We start from the raw sequence: 15,097 nt of genomic DNA on the forward strand, positions 1-15,097 counted from the left end.
GCGCCCCCGGCGCCGCGTGCTATCCCCAGACATGCGCCCCGCCCTGCCCGCCCTGCTCCTGGGCACCGCCCTGCTGACCCTCGGCGCGGCCCCCGCCGCCACCCCCACTGCGGTTCCCGGCATCCTCGTCGCGTACCCCCCCGACGGGCACCGGGTCGCGTTCGACTACGTCATTCTGGAGGGCATGGTCCCGCCCGGCGCGACCCTCACGGTCAGCGGCACGCCCGTCCCCACCGGCCCCGACGGGCTGTACATCAGCTGGTTTCCGCTCAAGCCTGGCGTGAACGACCTGCGCCTGATCGCCCGCACCCCCGCCCGCCCCGGCCAGAGCGCCCGCAGCACCACCCGCATCCTGCGCGTCACCCGCACCGTCCCCCGCACGCTGCCCGCCGCGCCCACCACCATCACCCGCGCCAGCATCACGCCCGCGCAGCCCACCGAACTGTGGGACCCCGCCGGGGACACCCCCCAGGACCGGCAGATCCCCGTGCGCTTCCAGGGCAGCCCCGGCGGCCGCGCCAGCGCCCGCATCGCAGGCCTGCCCGCCCAACCCCTGCGCGAAGGCCCCGCCGGAACGTACAGCGGCACCCTCGACGTGCCCCCCACCGCCCGCCTGAGCAGCGCCGCCCTCACCGTCACCCTCACCGGCCGCGACGGTCGCACCACCAGCGCCCCCGCCCCCGGCCGGGTCACCAGCGCCCCTGGCACCGCCCGCACCGTCACCACCCCACCCGGCACCATCCCCGGCCCCGGCCTGAACGCCAGCAGCACCCGCCTCACCACCACCCAGGGCGCGCCGCTGCTGTACCCCCGCGACGGCACCACGTACCGCGCCGTCGGCCGCGTCGGCCCCGACCTGCGCGTCCGCCTCGCTCCCGGCGTCAGCGCCCTGATCACCGCCGCGCAGACCACCCCCACCGGCTTCACGCCGCCCCCCGCCCCAGGCGGGGGCCCCCTCACCCTCAGCAGCACCCCCGACCAGTTCCAGCTGCACCTCCCGCTCGGCACCGCCCGGCCCCCCTTCACCCTCACCCAGACCGGCGAACGCACCCTGCGGCTCACCCTGTACGCCACACCCAGCCAGCCCCTCACCGTAGCCGAGGCGGGCGACCCCCACCTCGCCCGCCTCCACCTCAGCACCCCCACCCCCGGCGTCACCCACATCGACCTCACCCTCCACGCCCCCATCCGGGGCTTCCACGCCGACCACGACGACCAGGGCCTCCTCCTCACCGCCCGACAACCCCCCACCCCCGACCCCACCCAACCCCTGCTGGGCCGCGTCATCACCCTCGACCCCGGCCACGGCGGCATGCAGAACGGCGGCGCGGGCAGCCTCGGCACGCCCGAGAAGAACCTCAACCTCCCCATCGCCCTCATGACCGCCCAGCTGCTCGAAGCGCAGGGCGCCACCGTCACCCTCACCCGCGACACCGACACCACCCTCGACCTCTACGACCGCGGCCTGATCGCCGAACAGGTTGGCAGCGACCTCCTCGTCAGCATCCACGCCAACGCCCTCCCCGACGGCCGCGACCCCCGCGGCACCCGCGGACCCGAGATCTACTACACCCACCAGCAGGCCAGAGGCGCCGCGCAGGCCATCCTCGGTGCCCTTCGCACCCAACTCCCCGACCTCGGCCCCGGCGCCGGACTCAAACCCGACGCCGACCTCGCCCTCACCCGCCCCACCACCCAACCCAGCCTGCTCGTGGAAACCGGGTACCTCACCGACCCCGGCAACCTCCGCCTCCTCAACAGCCCAGACGGACAGCGGCGCGTCGCGCAGGCCATCGCCGACGGCATCAGCGCGTACTACGCGGGGCTGGCGGGACGGTAGGGATTCGGGGGTGGTGTTGGCTGGTCTGCGCTTGCGGCGGGCTGCCCCACCCCCCAGCCCCCTACCCCAGAGGGGCAGGGGGGGCTTACGTTGGCACTGGGCAAGAGATTCGACTTGGGCGGCGTGTTTGTTTCGGGCGGTGGCGTGTCCGGCTTCGACGCCATCCTCTGCCCCTCTCGTAGGCCCGCGCGCTGCGCGCACGACGGCCGGTGGTGGTCTGCGGTCAGATGGTCGGTGGGATGCTTCGCGCCGCTGATCGACTTTCAAAAGACTGCTTTGGCAGAAGCCAAAAAAGTAGAACCTGCTGGGCCACGCCAGGGTGTAGTGCCACCCCATCGTCGTGGCAGAGGAGCCCGTCGTGCGCGCAGCGCGCGGGGCGCCCGCAGCGAACCCGGAGGCATGCAGGCACATCAGTGGCCGAACCCGCCAGTCACCCACCGACCACCTCCGAGAAAGACCTGCCGAGCACAGCGAAAACGCCCCCGCCCCTCAGGGGTAGGGGGCTGGGGGGTGGGGAGGCACGCCACAGGCGCAGCCCCGCCCCCCGCCGGGGTGGGTCGCGGGTGGTGGGGGCGTTCAGCCTTTCCCACAGTTCATGTGCCGGTGCTCCTGTTACTTTCGGGGGCATGAGTGTTCGTCCGGTGACGGTGGTGACGGGTGCGGCGGGTGGGATCGGGGCGGCGCTGGCGCGGGAGCTGGCGGCGGGGCATGACCTGATCCTGTCGGGCCGGAACGTGGGGGCGCTGGAGGCCCTGTGCGCGGAGGTGGGAGGGACGCCGCTGGTGCTGGACCTGACCCGCCCGGAGTCGTTCGAGGCGGCGCTGGCGGGGCTGGGGCGCGTGTCGAACGTGGTGCACAACGCCGGGGTGGTGGAGCTGGGCGCGGTGGCGGAGCAGCCGCATGCGGTGTGGTCGCACACGCTGGCGGTGAACGTGGTGGCCCCGGCGGAACTGACGCGTCTGCTGCTGCCGCGCGTGCGCGCCGAGCGGGGCTCGGTGGTGTTCGTGAACAGCGGCGCGGGCCTGCGCGCGAACGCGGGCTGGGGCAGCTACGCGGCGAGCAAGTTCGCCCTGAAGGCCCTGGCGGACGCGCTGCGTGAGGAGGAGGCCGCGCATGGCGTGCGGGTCACGAGCGTGTATCCGGGTCGCACGGCGACGCCCATGCAGCAGAAGGTGAGGGCGCAGGAGGGCGCGCCGTACACCCCGGAGTCGTTCGTGCGGCCGGAGTCGGTGGCGGCGCTGATCGCGTTCGCGTTGAACGCGCCACGGGACGCGCTGCTGCCGGACCTGAGCGTCCGCCCTGGGCCGCAGTGAGTGGGGCGGAGGTTCCCGCGCCGCGTGCGGGTGAGGTCGTGCCGGGCCTGTGGGACGTGCTGGTCGTGGGGGCGGGCCCGGCGGGCCTGAGTGCGGCGTTGACGCTGGGCCGCTCGCGGCGGCGGGTGCTGCTGCTGGACGGCGGGCCGCCCCGCAACGCGAGCGTATCGGCGGGGCACGGCCTCCTGACCCGTGACGGGATCAGCCCCGAAGAACTGAAGGCGGCGGCCCTGGCGGACCTGGAACCGTACGACGTGACGGTCCGCGTGGACTGTGCGCGCGAGGTCCGGCGGGTGGGCGAGTGCTTCGACGTGCGCGTCGGGGACGCGTGGCAGCGGACGCGGGTGCTGGTGTTCGCGACGGGCGTGCGGGACATCCTGCCGCCGGTGCCGGGGTTGCGGGAACGCTGGGGGCAGGGCGTGTTCCACTGCCCGTACTGCGACGGCTGGGAGCACGAGGGCCGCGCCCTGGCCGTGTACGGCTCCGGGCAGTCGGCGCATCACCTCGCCCTGACGGTGCGGGCGTGGTCGCCCCGCGTGACGCTGCTGTGCGACGGGGACCCGTGCCTGACGCCCGAGCAGTCGCTGGATCTGCAGCGGGTGGGCGTGGCGGTCCGCACGTGGCCGGTGCGCCGCGTGAGTGGCGGCCCGCTGGAGGACGCCCCGGTGTGCGTGTCGTTCGTGGGTGCCCCGCCCCTGAGCGTGGACGCGGTGTTCATCGCGCCCGAGCAGCAGGGTGGCAGCCACCTGCCGGCCGCGCTGGGCTGCGCGCTGGACGAGAAGGGCCGCGTGACCGTGGACGGCAATCTGGAAACCACTCTGCCGGGCGTGTTCGCGATCGGGGACATGACGGGCGCGCCGCAGTACGTGGTGCAGGCGGCGGCGGCGGGCATGCACGCGGCGCAGGTGATCAACACGCGCCTGATCCACGCGGCGGTGCACTCCATGGGCGCGGCGTTCCACAAGAGCCCGGAGGACGAGGGGGTCCGCGATCCCGCCAGCCGTGACGAGTAAGATACTCATGTGAGTATTAAGGCGATCCTGTTCGATCTGGACGGCACCCTGCACGACCGCGCCGTCACGCTGCGCGCGTGGCTGGCCGGGCACGTCCGGCAGTTCGGCCTCCCGGCCGGGTACGCCGAGCGCTTCCTGGAACTGGAGGACCACGGCTACCGCCCGAAGGCGGAGGTGATCCCGCAACTCGTGCAGGAGTTCGCCCTGCCGCACGACCCACGCACCCTGCTGGACACCTACGCGGGACACGTGCAGCACGCCGTGCCGATGGCCCACGCGCCCGCCGTCCTGCGCGAACTGCGCGCCCGGGGCGTGCGGGTGGGGGTCGTCACGAACGGCTGGGAGAACCTCCAGCGCACCTGCGTGGACCGCTGCGGCCTGACGGGACTGATCGACGACCTCGTCATCAGTAAGGCGGTTGGTCTCAGCAAACCCGCCCCGGCGATCTATCGGCTGGCGCTGGACCGCCTGGGCGTCCACGCGGATCAGGCGTGGTTCGTGGGCGACTCGCCCCGCAACGACATCGCCGGACCGCAGGCGGTGGGCCTGCGCGCCGCGTGGCTGCCCACCACCCACCCCCTGCGCGGCGAGGAGCCGGACGCCACGCTCGATGATCTGCGCGGCGTCCTCAGCCTGCCCGGACTGTCTGTGACTGGAAGCGGGCGCTGAGCCAGCCCGCCACCTCCGCTAGTGGGAGGGTGAGCGTCTCGCCGCTGCGGCGGTCCTTCAGTTCGACTTCGCCGCGCTCCAGCGTGCGGCCCAGCGTCACGCGGTACGGGACGCCCAGCAGGTCGGCGTCCGCGAATTTCGCCCCGGCGCGTTCGTCCCGGTCGTCCAGCAGCGGGGCCAGCCCGGCGGCGCGCAGCGCGGCGTACAGGGTCCGCGCGGCCGCCTGCTGCGCCTCATGGCGGACGTCCACCACGATCAGGTGCGCGTGGAACGGCGCGAGGGCGTCCGGCCAGACCAGTCCCCGCTCGTCGGACAGCCCCTCCGCGACGGCCTGCGCCAGCCGCGACACGCCGATGCCGTAGCAGCCCATCTGGAACGGGCGTTCGCTGCCGTCCGCCGCGGTGAACGTCGCATTCATCGCCGCCGAGTACCGGGTGCCCAGCTGGAACACGTGTCCCACCTCGATCCCCCGCGCCGACTCGAGGATCTGCGTGTCGTCGTGCAGGGCGGCCTCGCCCGCGCGGGCCTGCCGCACGTCCACCTCTTCCGGCAGGGCGTACTGCGCGCCCCAGTTCGCGCCCGTGACGTGCCAGTCGGTGTCGTTCGCGCCGGTCGTGAAGTCCCGCAGCGCCGCGCCTGCCGGGTCGCACAGCCGCAGGAACGATCCCACCACGTCCTCCCGCGCGGCAATCGCGCTGTCCGGCAGGTCCGGCGCGAGGTACCCCAGCGGCAGCGCGCCCGCCGCCCAGGCGTCCGGCTGCGCGACCTCCAACCCCACCAGTTCCCCGTCCACGCGGACCTGCACGGCGTTCCACAGTTTCACCGGGTTCACGCTGTGATCCCCGCGCAGGCTGACGAGCACCGGCCGCAGCACCCGCCGCCCCGCCCGCAGGAACACGGCGTCGTACAGGACGTTCTTCAGCATGTGCGCCGCGTCGCAGCCCAGCGACGCGCACGCCCCCGCGACCGTCGCCGTGCCCGGCGTGTGCCGCCGCGCGAAGCCCGCGAACGGACTCGGGGCCGCCACCGACGCCCGCGACACGGCCCGCTCCGCGTTCGCCGCGTACTGCCCGTCCGGGGTGAACAGCACCTCGTCCTCGCCCACGTCACTCAGGACCATGAACTCGCGGCTCTCCGCCCCGCCGATGTTCCCGCTGTCCGCCTGCACCGCCCGCCACGCCACGCCCAGCCGCGACAGCACCCGCCCGTACACGCCGCTCATCGCCTCGAAATGCTCCTCCAGGCTCGCCGCGTCCGCGTGGAAGGAGTACGCGTCCTTCATCACGAACTCCCGCGTGCGCAGCAGCCCGAAGCGCGGGCGCAGCTCGTCCCGGAACTTCCGCCCGAACTGATACACGCTGACCGGCAGGTCCCGGTAACTACGCACCAGCCCGCCAACCACGTCCAGCGCGACCTCCTCATGCGTCGGCCCCAGCGCGTGCGCCCGCCCCGCGCGGTCCGTCACCGTGAACATGATCCCCTCCGCCTGCGTGTACGCCTCCCAGCGGCCTGACGCCTCCCACAGCGCGCGCGGCTGGAGCACCGGGAAGCTCACCTCCTGCGACACGCCCTCCAGCTCCTCACGGATCAGGGCCTCCAGCCTCTGCATGACGCGTGTCATCAGCGGCAGGTGCGCGTACAGGCCACTCCCCACCCGCCGCACGTACCCCGCCCGCAGCAGAAACTGCACCCCGCGCGTCTCCGCGCCCTCCGGCGTCTCACGCCACGTGCGGAACAGACTCTCACTCAATTTCATGGCAAACACCCCTCAGGGAAGACCACCCGCAGGCCGGTCTCTCAGACAGTCGCGATGTGACGACACACCCAGCTCAGAGCCGGGCGGCAAACTCCAGACATGGCAGCGTCGGACGTACCGCCTCCGACTCCGGTGCATTCCGGGAACCGCGCCGGAATGCTCCTGCGTCTCCGGCTGCACGTCCTTTCTGTTTCTCGCTCCGCTCGGGTTGAGCAGAGCCCTCAACCACAGTTCATGTCACACCCCGGAGGGTGGCGGGAGCACGGGCAGGCCCGCACCGATCCGGATGGTGGGGAAGATCTGCTCGCTCATGCCGCCCAGACTAGACGCGACGCCAGGGGCGGTCAAGCGAATGTGAAGCGCAGGCAGTGGTGAGTGGAAAGGAACAGGGCAGTCAGAAGCGTCCGCTCCGGCTGCCCCGCTCGACTGGGCTGAGCGAGTGGTGGGGGAGGGCCGCGCACCACTCACCACTGCCCACTCCCTACTTCCCGTTCACGCCCGCTGTTTGGCTTTCAGCGCGCCTTTCTGCTGGAGGTACTCGGCGATCTGCACGGCGTTCAGCGCCGCGCCTTTCAGGAGCTGGTCGCCCGCGACGAACAGGTCGATGCCGCCGTCGAACACCAGGGACTCGCGGATGCGGCCCACCTCGACGTCGTACTTGCCGCTGGCAGTCAGGGGCATCGGGTACAGCTTACCTTCGGGGTTGTCGCGCACCTCGACCCCGGCGGCCCCGGCCAGCAGGTCGCGCACCGCTTCGGGCGTGGCGGGGCGTTCCAGTTCCAGCGTGATGGCCTCGCTGTGGGTGCGGAGGGTGGGGATGCGGACGGCGGTGCAGCTGATCTTGAGGCTGTCGTCCCCGATGATCTTGCGGGTCTCCCACGCGACCTTCATTTCCTCCTTGGTGTACCCGTTGTCCTGGAAGGAGTCGATGTGCGGGATGACGTTGAACGGGATGGGGTGCGCGAACACGCTCGCCTGCGCAGAAACGCCGTTCAGTTCGGCGCGGGTCTGCTCCAGCAGTTCCTCCATGCCCTTGGCGCCCGCGCCGCTGGTCGCCTGGTAGGTGCTGACGATCATGCGTTTCACGCCGTACTCGCGGTGAATGGGGGCCACGGCGACCACGGCGATGGCGGTCGTGCAGTTCGGGTTCGCGATGATGCCCTTGTGCGCCAGCGCGGCGTCGCCGTTCACCTCGGGCACGACCAGGGGAACGTCGGCGTCGTAGCGGAAGGCGCTGCTGTTGTCGATCACGACCGCGCCTCCTTCGACCCACCTGGGCGCCAGGGCCTTGCTGATGCTGCCGCCGGCCGACGCGAGGATCACGTCCGCGTCGATGGCGCCTTCAGGCGTGACCTGCACGGTCAGGGGCTGGCCCTTGAAGGTCAGCTGCGTGCCCGCGCTGCGCGGGCTGGCATAGAGGAGCAGTTCGTCGAACTGCAGCGTGCTGTTTTCCAGCACCTTGAGAAGTTCGTGGCCCACCGCTCCGGTCGCTCCGACAATCGCTACGCGCATGCTCGTCTCCTTGAATGAAAAAACCGCCCGGCGTGTCTCGCGGGGCGGCTGTCAATCGACACCGCCCTCACGGGGTAATGGTGGTCATGACGGTCATGCGCCCCAGCGTAGGGGCTGCCCGGGTGGGGGTCAAGGCTGCCTGCCTAGCGTGAAGGGACCGTGGAGCTGGCCCCGACTCGCGCTGGGGTGCAGGGCGCATCTGGGGAAGTGCGGGTCAGAGGTTCACGGGCCACCCGTCCACACCCTGGTGGATGCAGGGCCCGGCGGTGGGGACGGTCAGGGTGATGGTCGTCAGGTAGGTGAACGTGTTCATGTTGAGCGCCCCTTCCCGCTGGACGGTCAGCGTCCCGAACGTCCGGGGGTCGAGGCTCTGGGTGGCGAGCCAGTCCGTCAGGTCGCGGACCTGCGGGCCGCTCAGGTTGAGGCAGGTGCGTCCGGCGCGGCTCAGGAACTCCTGCATCAGGTTCAGTTGCGTTCCGCTGAGGGCGTGCCTGGGCACCCTGATCTGCAGGTCGCGGATGGGTTGTTTCGGCGCGGCGCTCGTGGTGAACGAGAAGAAGAAGTCCGGTTCGGTCAGGCTCCGCACGATGAACCCGTCGCGTCCGGTCTTCCAGATCGCTGTGCCGGTCACGGCCACCTGCGCCAGCGTGGTCGGCGCGGCGCTGACCCGGGTGGGAACGGTCTGGGCCTGGGCGGCAGGCAGGGTGGTCAGCAGGGCAGCCAGAAGCAGGGAGCGGGTCATGCCTCACGGTACGTGGCCGGACGGGCAGGAGTTGCCGCAGGTGCGTTACTTGCGGCGGCGCAGGAAGCTCAGCCACCCGGCGCGTTCGGGCTGCCGGGCCGGGGCGAAGTCCTCCATCTTGATTTCCGCTTCGGGGTGCGGCGCGGCTTCCCAGCCGTACTCGGTGGCGATCAGGCCGCCCAGGCGTCCGGCGGCGTACAGGGCGTGCGTGCGTTCCTGATCCTCGGTGACGGCGCGCGGGTCGGCCAGCGCCTGGAGCATCGCCTGGAGGCTCTCGTCGTCGCAGGCCCAGTGGCCCTGGGTGAAGGTGGCTTCCTTGCCGTACACGCGAATCCTGGCCGTCATGCGTTCCTCGGGGTGCCCGCCCGCGCGGGCTGAAGGGTGGGATGGGTTGTGGGACCGGACCAGCATAGCGTACAGAGCACGCAAATGCAGAGGCAGGAGCAGCGTCACGCCGCCCCTGCCCCGGTCGGGTGCGGATCAGGCTTTCTGGCCGAAGCGGCGTTCGGTCCCGGCGGTCAGGCGACCCACGTTGTCCCGGTGCTGCCAGATCAGCAGCGCGGCCAGGGCGGTCACGACTAGACCCAGCCACTCGGGTCCCACCAAGAACGCCGTGAAGGCGGCCGCGACCGACGCCAGGATGCTCCCGGCGGACACGAAGCGCGTGAGCCACACGGTCGTCATGAAGATCACGAAGAAGGCGAGGCCCGCGACGGGCAGCAGCGCGGCGACCGCGCCGAAGGTGGTGGCGACGCCCTTCCCGCCCCGGAAGCGCAGGAACGGGCTGAAGTTGTGCCCGATGACGGCCGCCACGCCGCACGCCGCCATGATGGGCAGGCCCAGCCCCAGCTGGTACGCGGCCAGGACGGCCAGGACGCCTTTCAGGATGTCGAAGAGGGCGACGGCCACGCCGGGGCCGTTGCCCAGCGCGCGCTGGACGTTGGTGGCGCCGCTGTTGCCGCTGCCGACGGTACGGATGTCCACGCCACGCATGCGGGCCACCCACGCGGCGGCCGGGATCGCCCCGAACAGGTAGGAACACAGAACCGTCAGCACGGCAGAAAGGGTCACCCTTGCATGATAGGCCAGTCGTCTTACACCGGGTTTACTTCGGGGTGGTTTCAGGTGTGGCTTGCACTTCCCCGCCAGAGCCGCTACTCTGCTGTGCGCTGGAACGGTGTCCGAGTGGTTGAAGGAGCACGCCTGGAAAGCGTGTATAGGTGCAAGCTTATCGAGGGTTCGAATCCCTCCCGTTCCGCCAGGACGGAAAGAGCGTCGCAGTCGAAGAAATTCGGTGCGGCGTTTTTTCATTTCCTTCGCCTACCTGCATACCCCTATATACGCTTAGGGTTTTCGGTGACTAGAGAATTATATCGCCCCCAACAGCCTTTTTGGGCATTTGTTGGGGGCATGCCGTGTATAGGATTCCTACATTTCCGCCTCGGCAGCGGCACCCGCAGATTCGGCTGGAGCAACTGCAGGAGCACTGACGCGCCTGTAATTGGCGTCCAGTTCGTCAGACAGCAGGAGTAGAGAGGCGATCCGCTGCAGGGTCGCTCTGAGTTCCCTGATCTCCGTGACTTCCAGCGCCCGCCCCAGCACGTCAACCTCTCTGTAACTGAGCCACTTCTTCACGACCTGATACCCGCCCAGTTTGTACTCCCACACGCTGAGCGGCACGTTGTCCAAGTACAGGTTCGGACTGAGGTACACCCGCAGCGCTTCCGTGCCCAGCCTGGAGTCAAACGCCGCCTCGACAGGCTCTGTCCGCCCGCGCCCTGGCATGACGGCCCCATTTGCCAGGTACCCCCAGCGCATGCTCACTTTGAGATCCTCTGCCGTGGGCGTTTTGCCGTCCACCGTCCTGATCTCACCGATGGCTTTCACCTCCGTCGAGGCTTTGAATGTGGTGGTCTGATCCAACAGCGCCGCGACCTGCCTGCCCAACTCGGCACTGGCCTGCAGATGCTCCAGCACAGGCGGGAGGGGAATACGGGGCCAATCCTGCCGCAGTGCGCCGTCATTCTCCGTGCGATACGCAAGGCTGTGCATCACGGCCAGGGCATGACAACTTAAGTGAGTCACGGTGGAGTGATCCTGAAGGTAGGCGTAAGCGAGTGCGCTCAGGTTTGGTCGTAGCTCCGTTTGTGGTCCGTCTGGAGTCACCGCTACCACATGTTTTATATATCGGGGAAAGAGGCTAGCCCCTCTGTCCATCAGGTCGTAGGAACCGAGTGGCCGTACAACTTGAGGCGGGCTCCAGTCACGGCGGGGCTTTTGTTGAGTAACGATGAACAGGTTCTCAGGTGCTACCGAGTCAAACAGGTTCTCTCTCTTCTCATCGAGTAACTTTGTTTCAGGTTCCCAGTACAGCCAGCGGACATCGAAAGGTCTATAGGCGTATGGCACGAATAGGTCGTTCCTGAGTCCACGTTCCTTGAGGTAGGTGCGTATTCGCTCCGCCTGGAATCGTCGTGTGGGCTCAAGCAGCACTGGTATCTCTGCCTTCACGTCTCCGTCGGATACCTCTTTATCGAAATACAGACTCATGCGCTGTCGCAGTCTGTCCTCATCAATATCCACAAGCGCAGCGTCTCGGCTCGTGGTGACGCCTGAGAACGATACGGGGAACAATTCCTCTATCTTCGGCCATTGCAGATACGCAGTACTCACCTCAGTCGGGCGGAAGGGTGCGCCCAGCCTCAGCTCTGGCTTGACCTCGGTGTACTCAGGCTGGGCACCCTGCATGGCCTCCTGCGCGAGCTGTTCCAATTTGCCCGCGCCCCACAACTCGCGGTAATGCACCGCCTCTGCAGGCTTGTGCCCCTCTTTCCTGACCATAAGGGCGATAGCTGTCCCCACCTGAATTCCCTCACGGTTGAAGGGCGTGCTGAAAATGCTCGGGTCAGGTTTGCCCTCGGGTGTGACTTTGCCCGTGCGGAAGCGGTCGCCGTTCAGGTTATCCACTCTGACCTTGTCGAAGGCGTTCAGGTAGCGCTCGCGCATGCCCGTGTGAGACAACCCATCCAGCCACGAGTAGTTGCTGATGTAACACACCACGCCCCGACGGTCTTTCCCGTCCCTGGGGTGGGTGATCTGCCGCTCAGCCATGCGGAAGAACCGCACGTACAGGTCGTTCAGACCATGACCCACAGGCTTGGGCACGTTGGCGACTATCGCGGTAGGCGTCGCCCAGCTCCCTTTCTTCTCTAACCCCGATTCCTGCATAGCTGGAATAGGGCGGGTTGCCGATCACGACCAGCACGGGCTCTTTCTGTTTGACGTGGCTGGACTCCTGCCATTCACTGAGGAATTCCCCGAAGTGTGCGAGGTCAGGGCTGCCCTTATCCTCGTACCCCGTCAGGGCATTCGTGAGGTATACGCCTAGGCGTTCGTCCTCGCTCAGCTCAAAGCCGAATTTCTTCAGCTGCATGTTGAGGCGCATGTGTGCCACCACGAACGGCGCGGGCATCAGCTCAAAGCCGAAAATGCGCTTCAGGGCGATGTTTTTCAGATCCTGCCCACTGAACGCGTCCAGTTGCCCCTCTTCCTCAAGGGTGCGCTGGATGCGCTCCAGCACTTTGAGAATGTAGGTGCCCGTGCCCGTGCAGGGGTCAAGAATCACGACTTCCTCTGAAGCCAGTCCCAGAGGTAGGCCCAGATCATCTCTCAGGGCGCGGTCTACCTGCTCGACCATGTAGGTCACGACCTCATCAGGGGTGTACCAGACGCCGAACTGCTCTCGCAATTCTGGGTCATACGCCGCCAGGAAAGGCTCGTAGAAGTACTGGACGGCATGAGCGCCACTGAACCGCGCGAAGAACGCCTCACGGTTCACGCGATCCAGCACCTCTTGCGCCTGATCCATCACCCCGACAAGGTTCATGCTCCGCATGGCTGCAGGTTTGGCAACCTCACTGAACAGCCGCTGAAGCACGCGCAGGTGCAGGTCGAAGGCCGCACCTCTCCAGTTGAACGGGGCAGTATTTCCAGCCTCATGGTGGATAACCCAGGCGCTGAAGAGGCCATAAAAGAGCGTCTGGACGAGGGTTGCCCTGAAGAAGTGCTCGCCTTGATCGGTGCGGAAGCTCACGCCCAGCAGTTCCTCAAGAGCGTTTCGCAGTCCTGACAGCTCAGCCGTTCCGCTCACTTCCAGCCTTAACCGCGCTTCCTTTGCGTAGGAGGCCAGGAATAATGCCAGGTCTACGGGCCTGGACAGCGAGGCGCGACGCATCAGCGCACGCCTCAGGAACTCGATGAAGCGCTCTGCCTGCAGGTCGCTGACCGCCTGCGGATTCGCTGCCTGCTGCCAGAACGCCTCTTCACTGTCCGCGAGGTCGTACTGCTCAATCAGGCGCACGACCTGCTTGCCGCCTTCCTGGGCCAGTTCGACTACCGCAAAGCTGTACAGGTTGGTCGCCAGGACTTGCCCGTACCTCTCCAGGTATTTCATGACCTGAGCGGACTTCAGGAGGGTGGCGAGATTCGCTCCAGTGCCTTTGACTTCGCAGACGCCACGGGACGGCGTGAGCGCCTGCGTGTTCGGCTCGCCTTTGAGCTGTTCAGGCGTAAAAAATCCCCCGTCAGGGAGGCCTGCGCCTTTGCCTTTGGGGTGGGTGATGTGAATGACGGGCGTGGGCAGGGTTTGCCCAACGGCATTCAAGAGCTTGTCGAGTGGTGGGTAGAACGAGGTTTCGGCAACGCCCTGGCTGCGGATCTGTGCGAGCTCAGACAGGTACGTGCGGAGGAAGGTTGAGGGCACGGTTCAGGATACGGCGCGTGGGCTGTGGCCTCAGGACGATTTGAGGAGCAGCTATCCCGAGGAATTAATTCCCGTAGGCCATGAAGTATGAGAAATCTAAGCACTCGGCAGGCTGTAAAACCCGTCTCTAACGCATCGGGCAGGTGGGGCGACCCAAATGCCTTAATCGTTTTCGGATCTTCCCTCACTTTCCCTCGCCCAGATGAGAGCCTTTAGTCAAGAGGGCTGAACACCTATAGGAATCGCTGGAAAAGATAGAATTTGGGCATGAAAGAGATGCGCGAAAGGCCAAAAAATAAAGGCGATCCGACTATTTGAAAGAGACTTAGATTAAGCCTAATTCAAGTAGTTCAGTTAACCATCAATCCTCTTGCTTTTAACATGAGGACATCGTGAGATGTCCTAATCTTTTTACTCTACATTAAATACTCTACATAAATACTCTACATAGGTTTGACGAAAAGATAGAATTCACTGTGCTAAACGTCATTTACCGTATTTGAATCAGGTGCAAAATTTGCAGTGAGTGCCACTGTGCGGCGCATCGAATGCATAGGCACCGTGCATTGGTTGCGGAAAAATATTTCACTACTACAGCGAGGTAATTATATGTCAGAGAATAAAGATTTCTTTATTAAAATCCCCCAAACCTTAATCCGAATTCCCGCATTTGGAAGGTTGATCAAAGATAATCCTGCACTCATGCCTGTTTGGTCAACTCTCGTTTCCTGGGGATATTATAAGGATTCACCGTATCACGGCAACAATAATCATCTTCAGTCTAAGTATTGGGCTGATATTGTAAAAAATGGTAAGTTACCAACTACTATCGGGGTAAAAGAACTGGTCAAAATAACTGGATTCGATAAAAGGACGATCCAGAGAGCAATAGACACTCTTACTAAAGTTTGCATGATTGAGATTCAAAAAAACTTAAACGGGGACGACTTATTTATAGTCGGTTTTGTTGAAAAAAATGTTAAAGGTAAAATAGAATCATTTCCTACCTTTTTGGATTCTATGGGGCGAAGAGCTATGACATTCTCTGGTAATTGGGCTTGTCAGAGTTTATTTGAATCACTGCCAGAAAACGGATCTCGTTTGCAGCCAATTTATGATATTAGGCATGGTGCAAATGAAATAATTTCCTTAGGTTTTGATGCTGCAATGGATGCTAAGTTGAGATCAGTTGCTCGTCCTAAATTTGGGCATATAGAATCATTTATGGATGAGTACTGGCATGACAGCAAGCATGGCAATCCTCATCAATTTAATCTGTATTTTATCGAAAAGATTGATAAACTGAAAGATATATCATGTGATATTCAGGATTTCTGGGAGAAATGCTCTGAAGAATTCTATGCAGAATTTGAGTTGCATTTTAGTGAGATAGGCAGGTTTATTATTGGAGAGCCTCATAAGTGGAATGAATCGGGTTTAGCTGAGAATGAATATCCTTATTAAATTGCTATAATCTTAGTGAAATGGCA

General features: G+C 65.6%; 12 protein-coding genes and 1 tRNA gene. 6 read left to right on the forward strand and 7 right to left on the reverse strand.

The genetic code is table 11. The features are described from left to right. The first annotated feature begins 31 nt into the window (after positions 1–31). The 4 genes from IEY69_RS00100 to IEY69_RS00115 all read left to right on the forward strand — a co-directional run bounded on the left by IEY69_RS00100 (position 32) and on the right by IEY69_RS00115 (position 4,835). The gene (locus IEY69_RS00100) at positions 32–1,840 is read left to right on the forward strand and encodes an N-acetylmuramoyl-L-alanine amidase family protein (RefSeq protein ID WP_189071162.1); all 1,809 of its coding nucleotides are present in this window, start codon (positions 32–34) and stop codon (positions 1,838–1,840) included. A gap of 626 nt (positions 1,841–2,466) precedes the next feature. Beyond that, positions 2,467–3,153 (forward strand): SDR family oxidoreductase, encoded by a 687-nt coding sequence (locus IEY69_RS00105; RefSeq protein WP_189071163.1) that lies wholly within the window; start codon positions 2,467–2,469, stop codon positions 3,151–3,153. A 38-nt stretch (positions 3,154–3,191) separates the two neighbouring features. Next, the gene (locus IEY69_RS00110) at positions 3,192–4,166 is read left to right on the forward strand and encodes an NAD(P)/FAD-dependent oxidoreductase (RefSeq protein ID WP_189071164.1); all 975 of its coding nucleotides are present in this window, start codon (positions 3,192–3,194) and stop codon (positions 4,164–4,166) included. Between the two features lie 9 nt (positions 4,167–4,175). Continuing rightward, positions 4,176–4,835 (forward strand): HAD family hydrolase, encoded by a 660-nt coding sequence (locus IEY69_RS00115; protein ID WP_229783508.1) that lies wholly within the window; start codon positions 4,176–4,178, stop codon positions 4,833–4,835. Here IEY69_RS00115 and IEY69_RS00120 read toward each other — a convergent pair. From IEY69_RS00120 to plsY, 5 genes are all read right to left on the reverse strand, one after another. Continuing rightward, the gene (locus IEY69_RS00120; protein ID WP_189071165.1) at positions 4,795–6,591 is read right to left on the reverse strand and encodes a proline--tRNA ligase; all 1,797 of its coding nucleotides are present in this window, start codon (positions 6,589–6,591) and stop codon (positions 4,795–4,797) included. The genes IEY69_RS00115 and IEY69_RS00120 overlap by 41 nt on opposite strands. Before the next feature lie 492 nt (positions 6,592–7,083). Next, positions 7,084–8,103 carry an aspartate-semialdehyde dehydrogenase gene (locus tag IEY69_RS00125; protein WP_189071166.1) on the reverse strand — a complete coding sequence of 340 codons (1,020 nt, stop codon included), beginning with the start codon at positions 8,101–8,103 and terminating at the stop codon, positions 7,084–7,086. 214 nt (positions 8,104–8,317) lie between these two features. Beyond that, a complete protein-coding gene (locus IEY69_RS00130; RefSeq protein ID WP_189071167.1) occupies positions 8,318–8,845 on the reverse strand; it encodes a hypothetical protein in 528 nt (175 codons plus the stop codon). Positions 8,846–8,890: 45 nt separating this feature from the next. Beyond that, positions 8,891–9,190, reverse strand: coding sequence for a hypothetical protein (locus IEY69_RS00135; protein WP_189071168.1), 300 nt, complete (start codon positions 9,188–9,190; stop codon positions 8,891–8,893). Between the two features lie 135 nt (positions 9,191–9,325). Next, the gene (gene plsY, locus IEY69_RS00140; protein WP_189071169.1) at positions 9,326–9,916 is read right to left on the reverse strand and encodes a glycerol-3-phosphate 1-O-acyltransferase PlsY; all 591 of its coding nucleotides are present in this window, start codon (positions 9,914–9,916) and stop codon (positions 9,326–9,328) included. 100 nt (positions 9,917–10,016) lie between these two features. On the opposite strand from plsY, the gene IEY69_RS00145 reads away from it, so the two are divergent. After that, a tRNA-Ser gene (locus tag IEY69_RS00145) sits at positions 10,017–10,106 on the forward strand. Positions 10,107–10,273: 167 nt separating this feature from the next. On the opposite strand, the gene IEY69_RS00150 is transcribed toward IEY69_RS00145, so the two are convergent. Next, positions 10,274–12,010: a type ISP restriction/modification enzyme gene (locus tag IEY69_RS00150; protein WP_189071170.1), complete on the reverse strand. Its 1,737-nt coding sequence runs from the start codon at positions 12,008–12,010 to the stop codon at positions 10,274–10,276. Then, positions 11,949–13,607, reverse strand: coding sequence for an N-6 DNA methylase (locus tag IEY69_RS00155; RefSeq protein ID WP_189071171.1), 1,659 nt, complete (start codon positions 13,605–13,607; stop codon positions 11,949–11,951). The genes IEY69_RS00150 and IEY69_RS00155 overlap by 62 nt, the downstream gene beginning before the upstream one ends. A 522-nt stretch (positions 13,608–14,129) precedes the next feature. Here IEY69_RS00155 and IEY69_RS00160 point away from each other — a divergent pair. Further along, the gene (locus tag IEY69_RS00160) at positions 14,130–15,071 is read left to right on the forward strand and encodes a hypothetical protein (protein WP_189071172.1); all 942 of its coding nucleotides are present in this window, start codon (positions 14,130–14,132) and stop codon (positions 15,069–15,071) included. Positions 15,072–15,097 lie beyond the last annotated feature (26 nt).

Source organism: Deinococcus sedimenti (assembly GCF_014648135.1).
Classification (GTDB): Bacteria; Deinococcota; Deinococci; order Deinococcales; family Deinococcaceae; genus Deinococcus; species Deinococcus sedimenti.

Coding starts and splice junctions, on each gene's coding strand:
- IEY69_RS00100 (WP_189071162.1), top strand. CDS start 32: ATGCGCCCCGCCCTGCCCGCCCTGCTCCTGGGCACCGCCCTGCTGACC.
- IEY69_RS00105 (WP_189071163.1), top strand. CDS start 2,467: ATGAGTGTTCGTCCGGTGACGGTGGTGACGGGTGCGGCGGGTGGGATC.
- IEY69_RS00125 (WP_189071166.1), bottom strand. CDS start 8,103: ATGCGCGTAGCGATTGTCGGAGCGACCGGAGCGGTGGGCCACGAACTT.
- IEY69_RS00120 (WP_189071165.1), bottom strand. CDS start 6,591: ATGAAATTGAGTGAGAGTCTGTTCCGCACGTGGCGTGAGACGCCGGAG.
- IEY69_RS00135 (WP_189071168.1), bottom strand. CDS start 9,190: ATGACGGCCAGGATTCGCGTGTACGGCAAGGAAGCCACCTTCACCCAG.
- IEY69_RS00130 (WP_189071167.1), bottom strand. CDS start 8,845: ATGACCCGCTCCCTGCTTCTGGCTGCCCTGCTGACCACCCTGCCTGCC.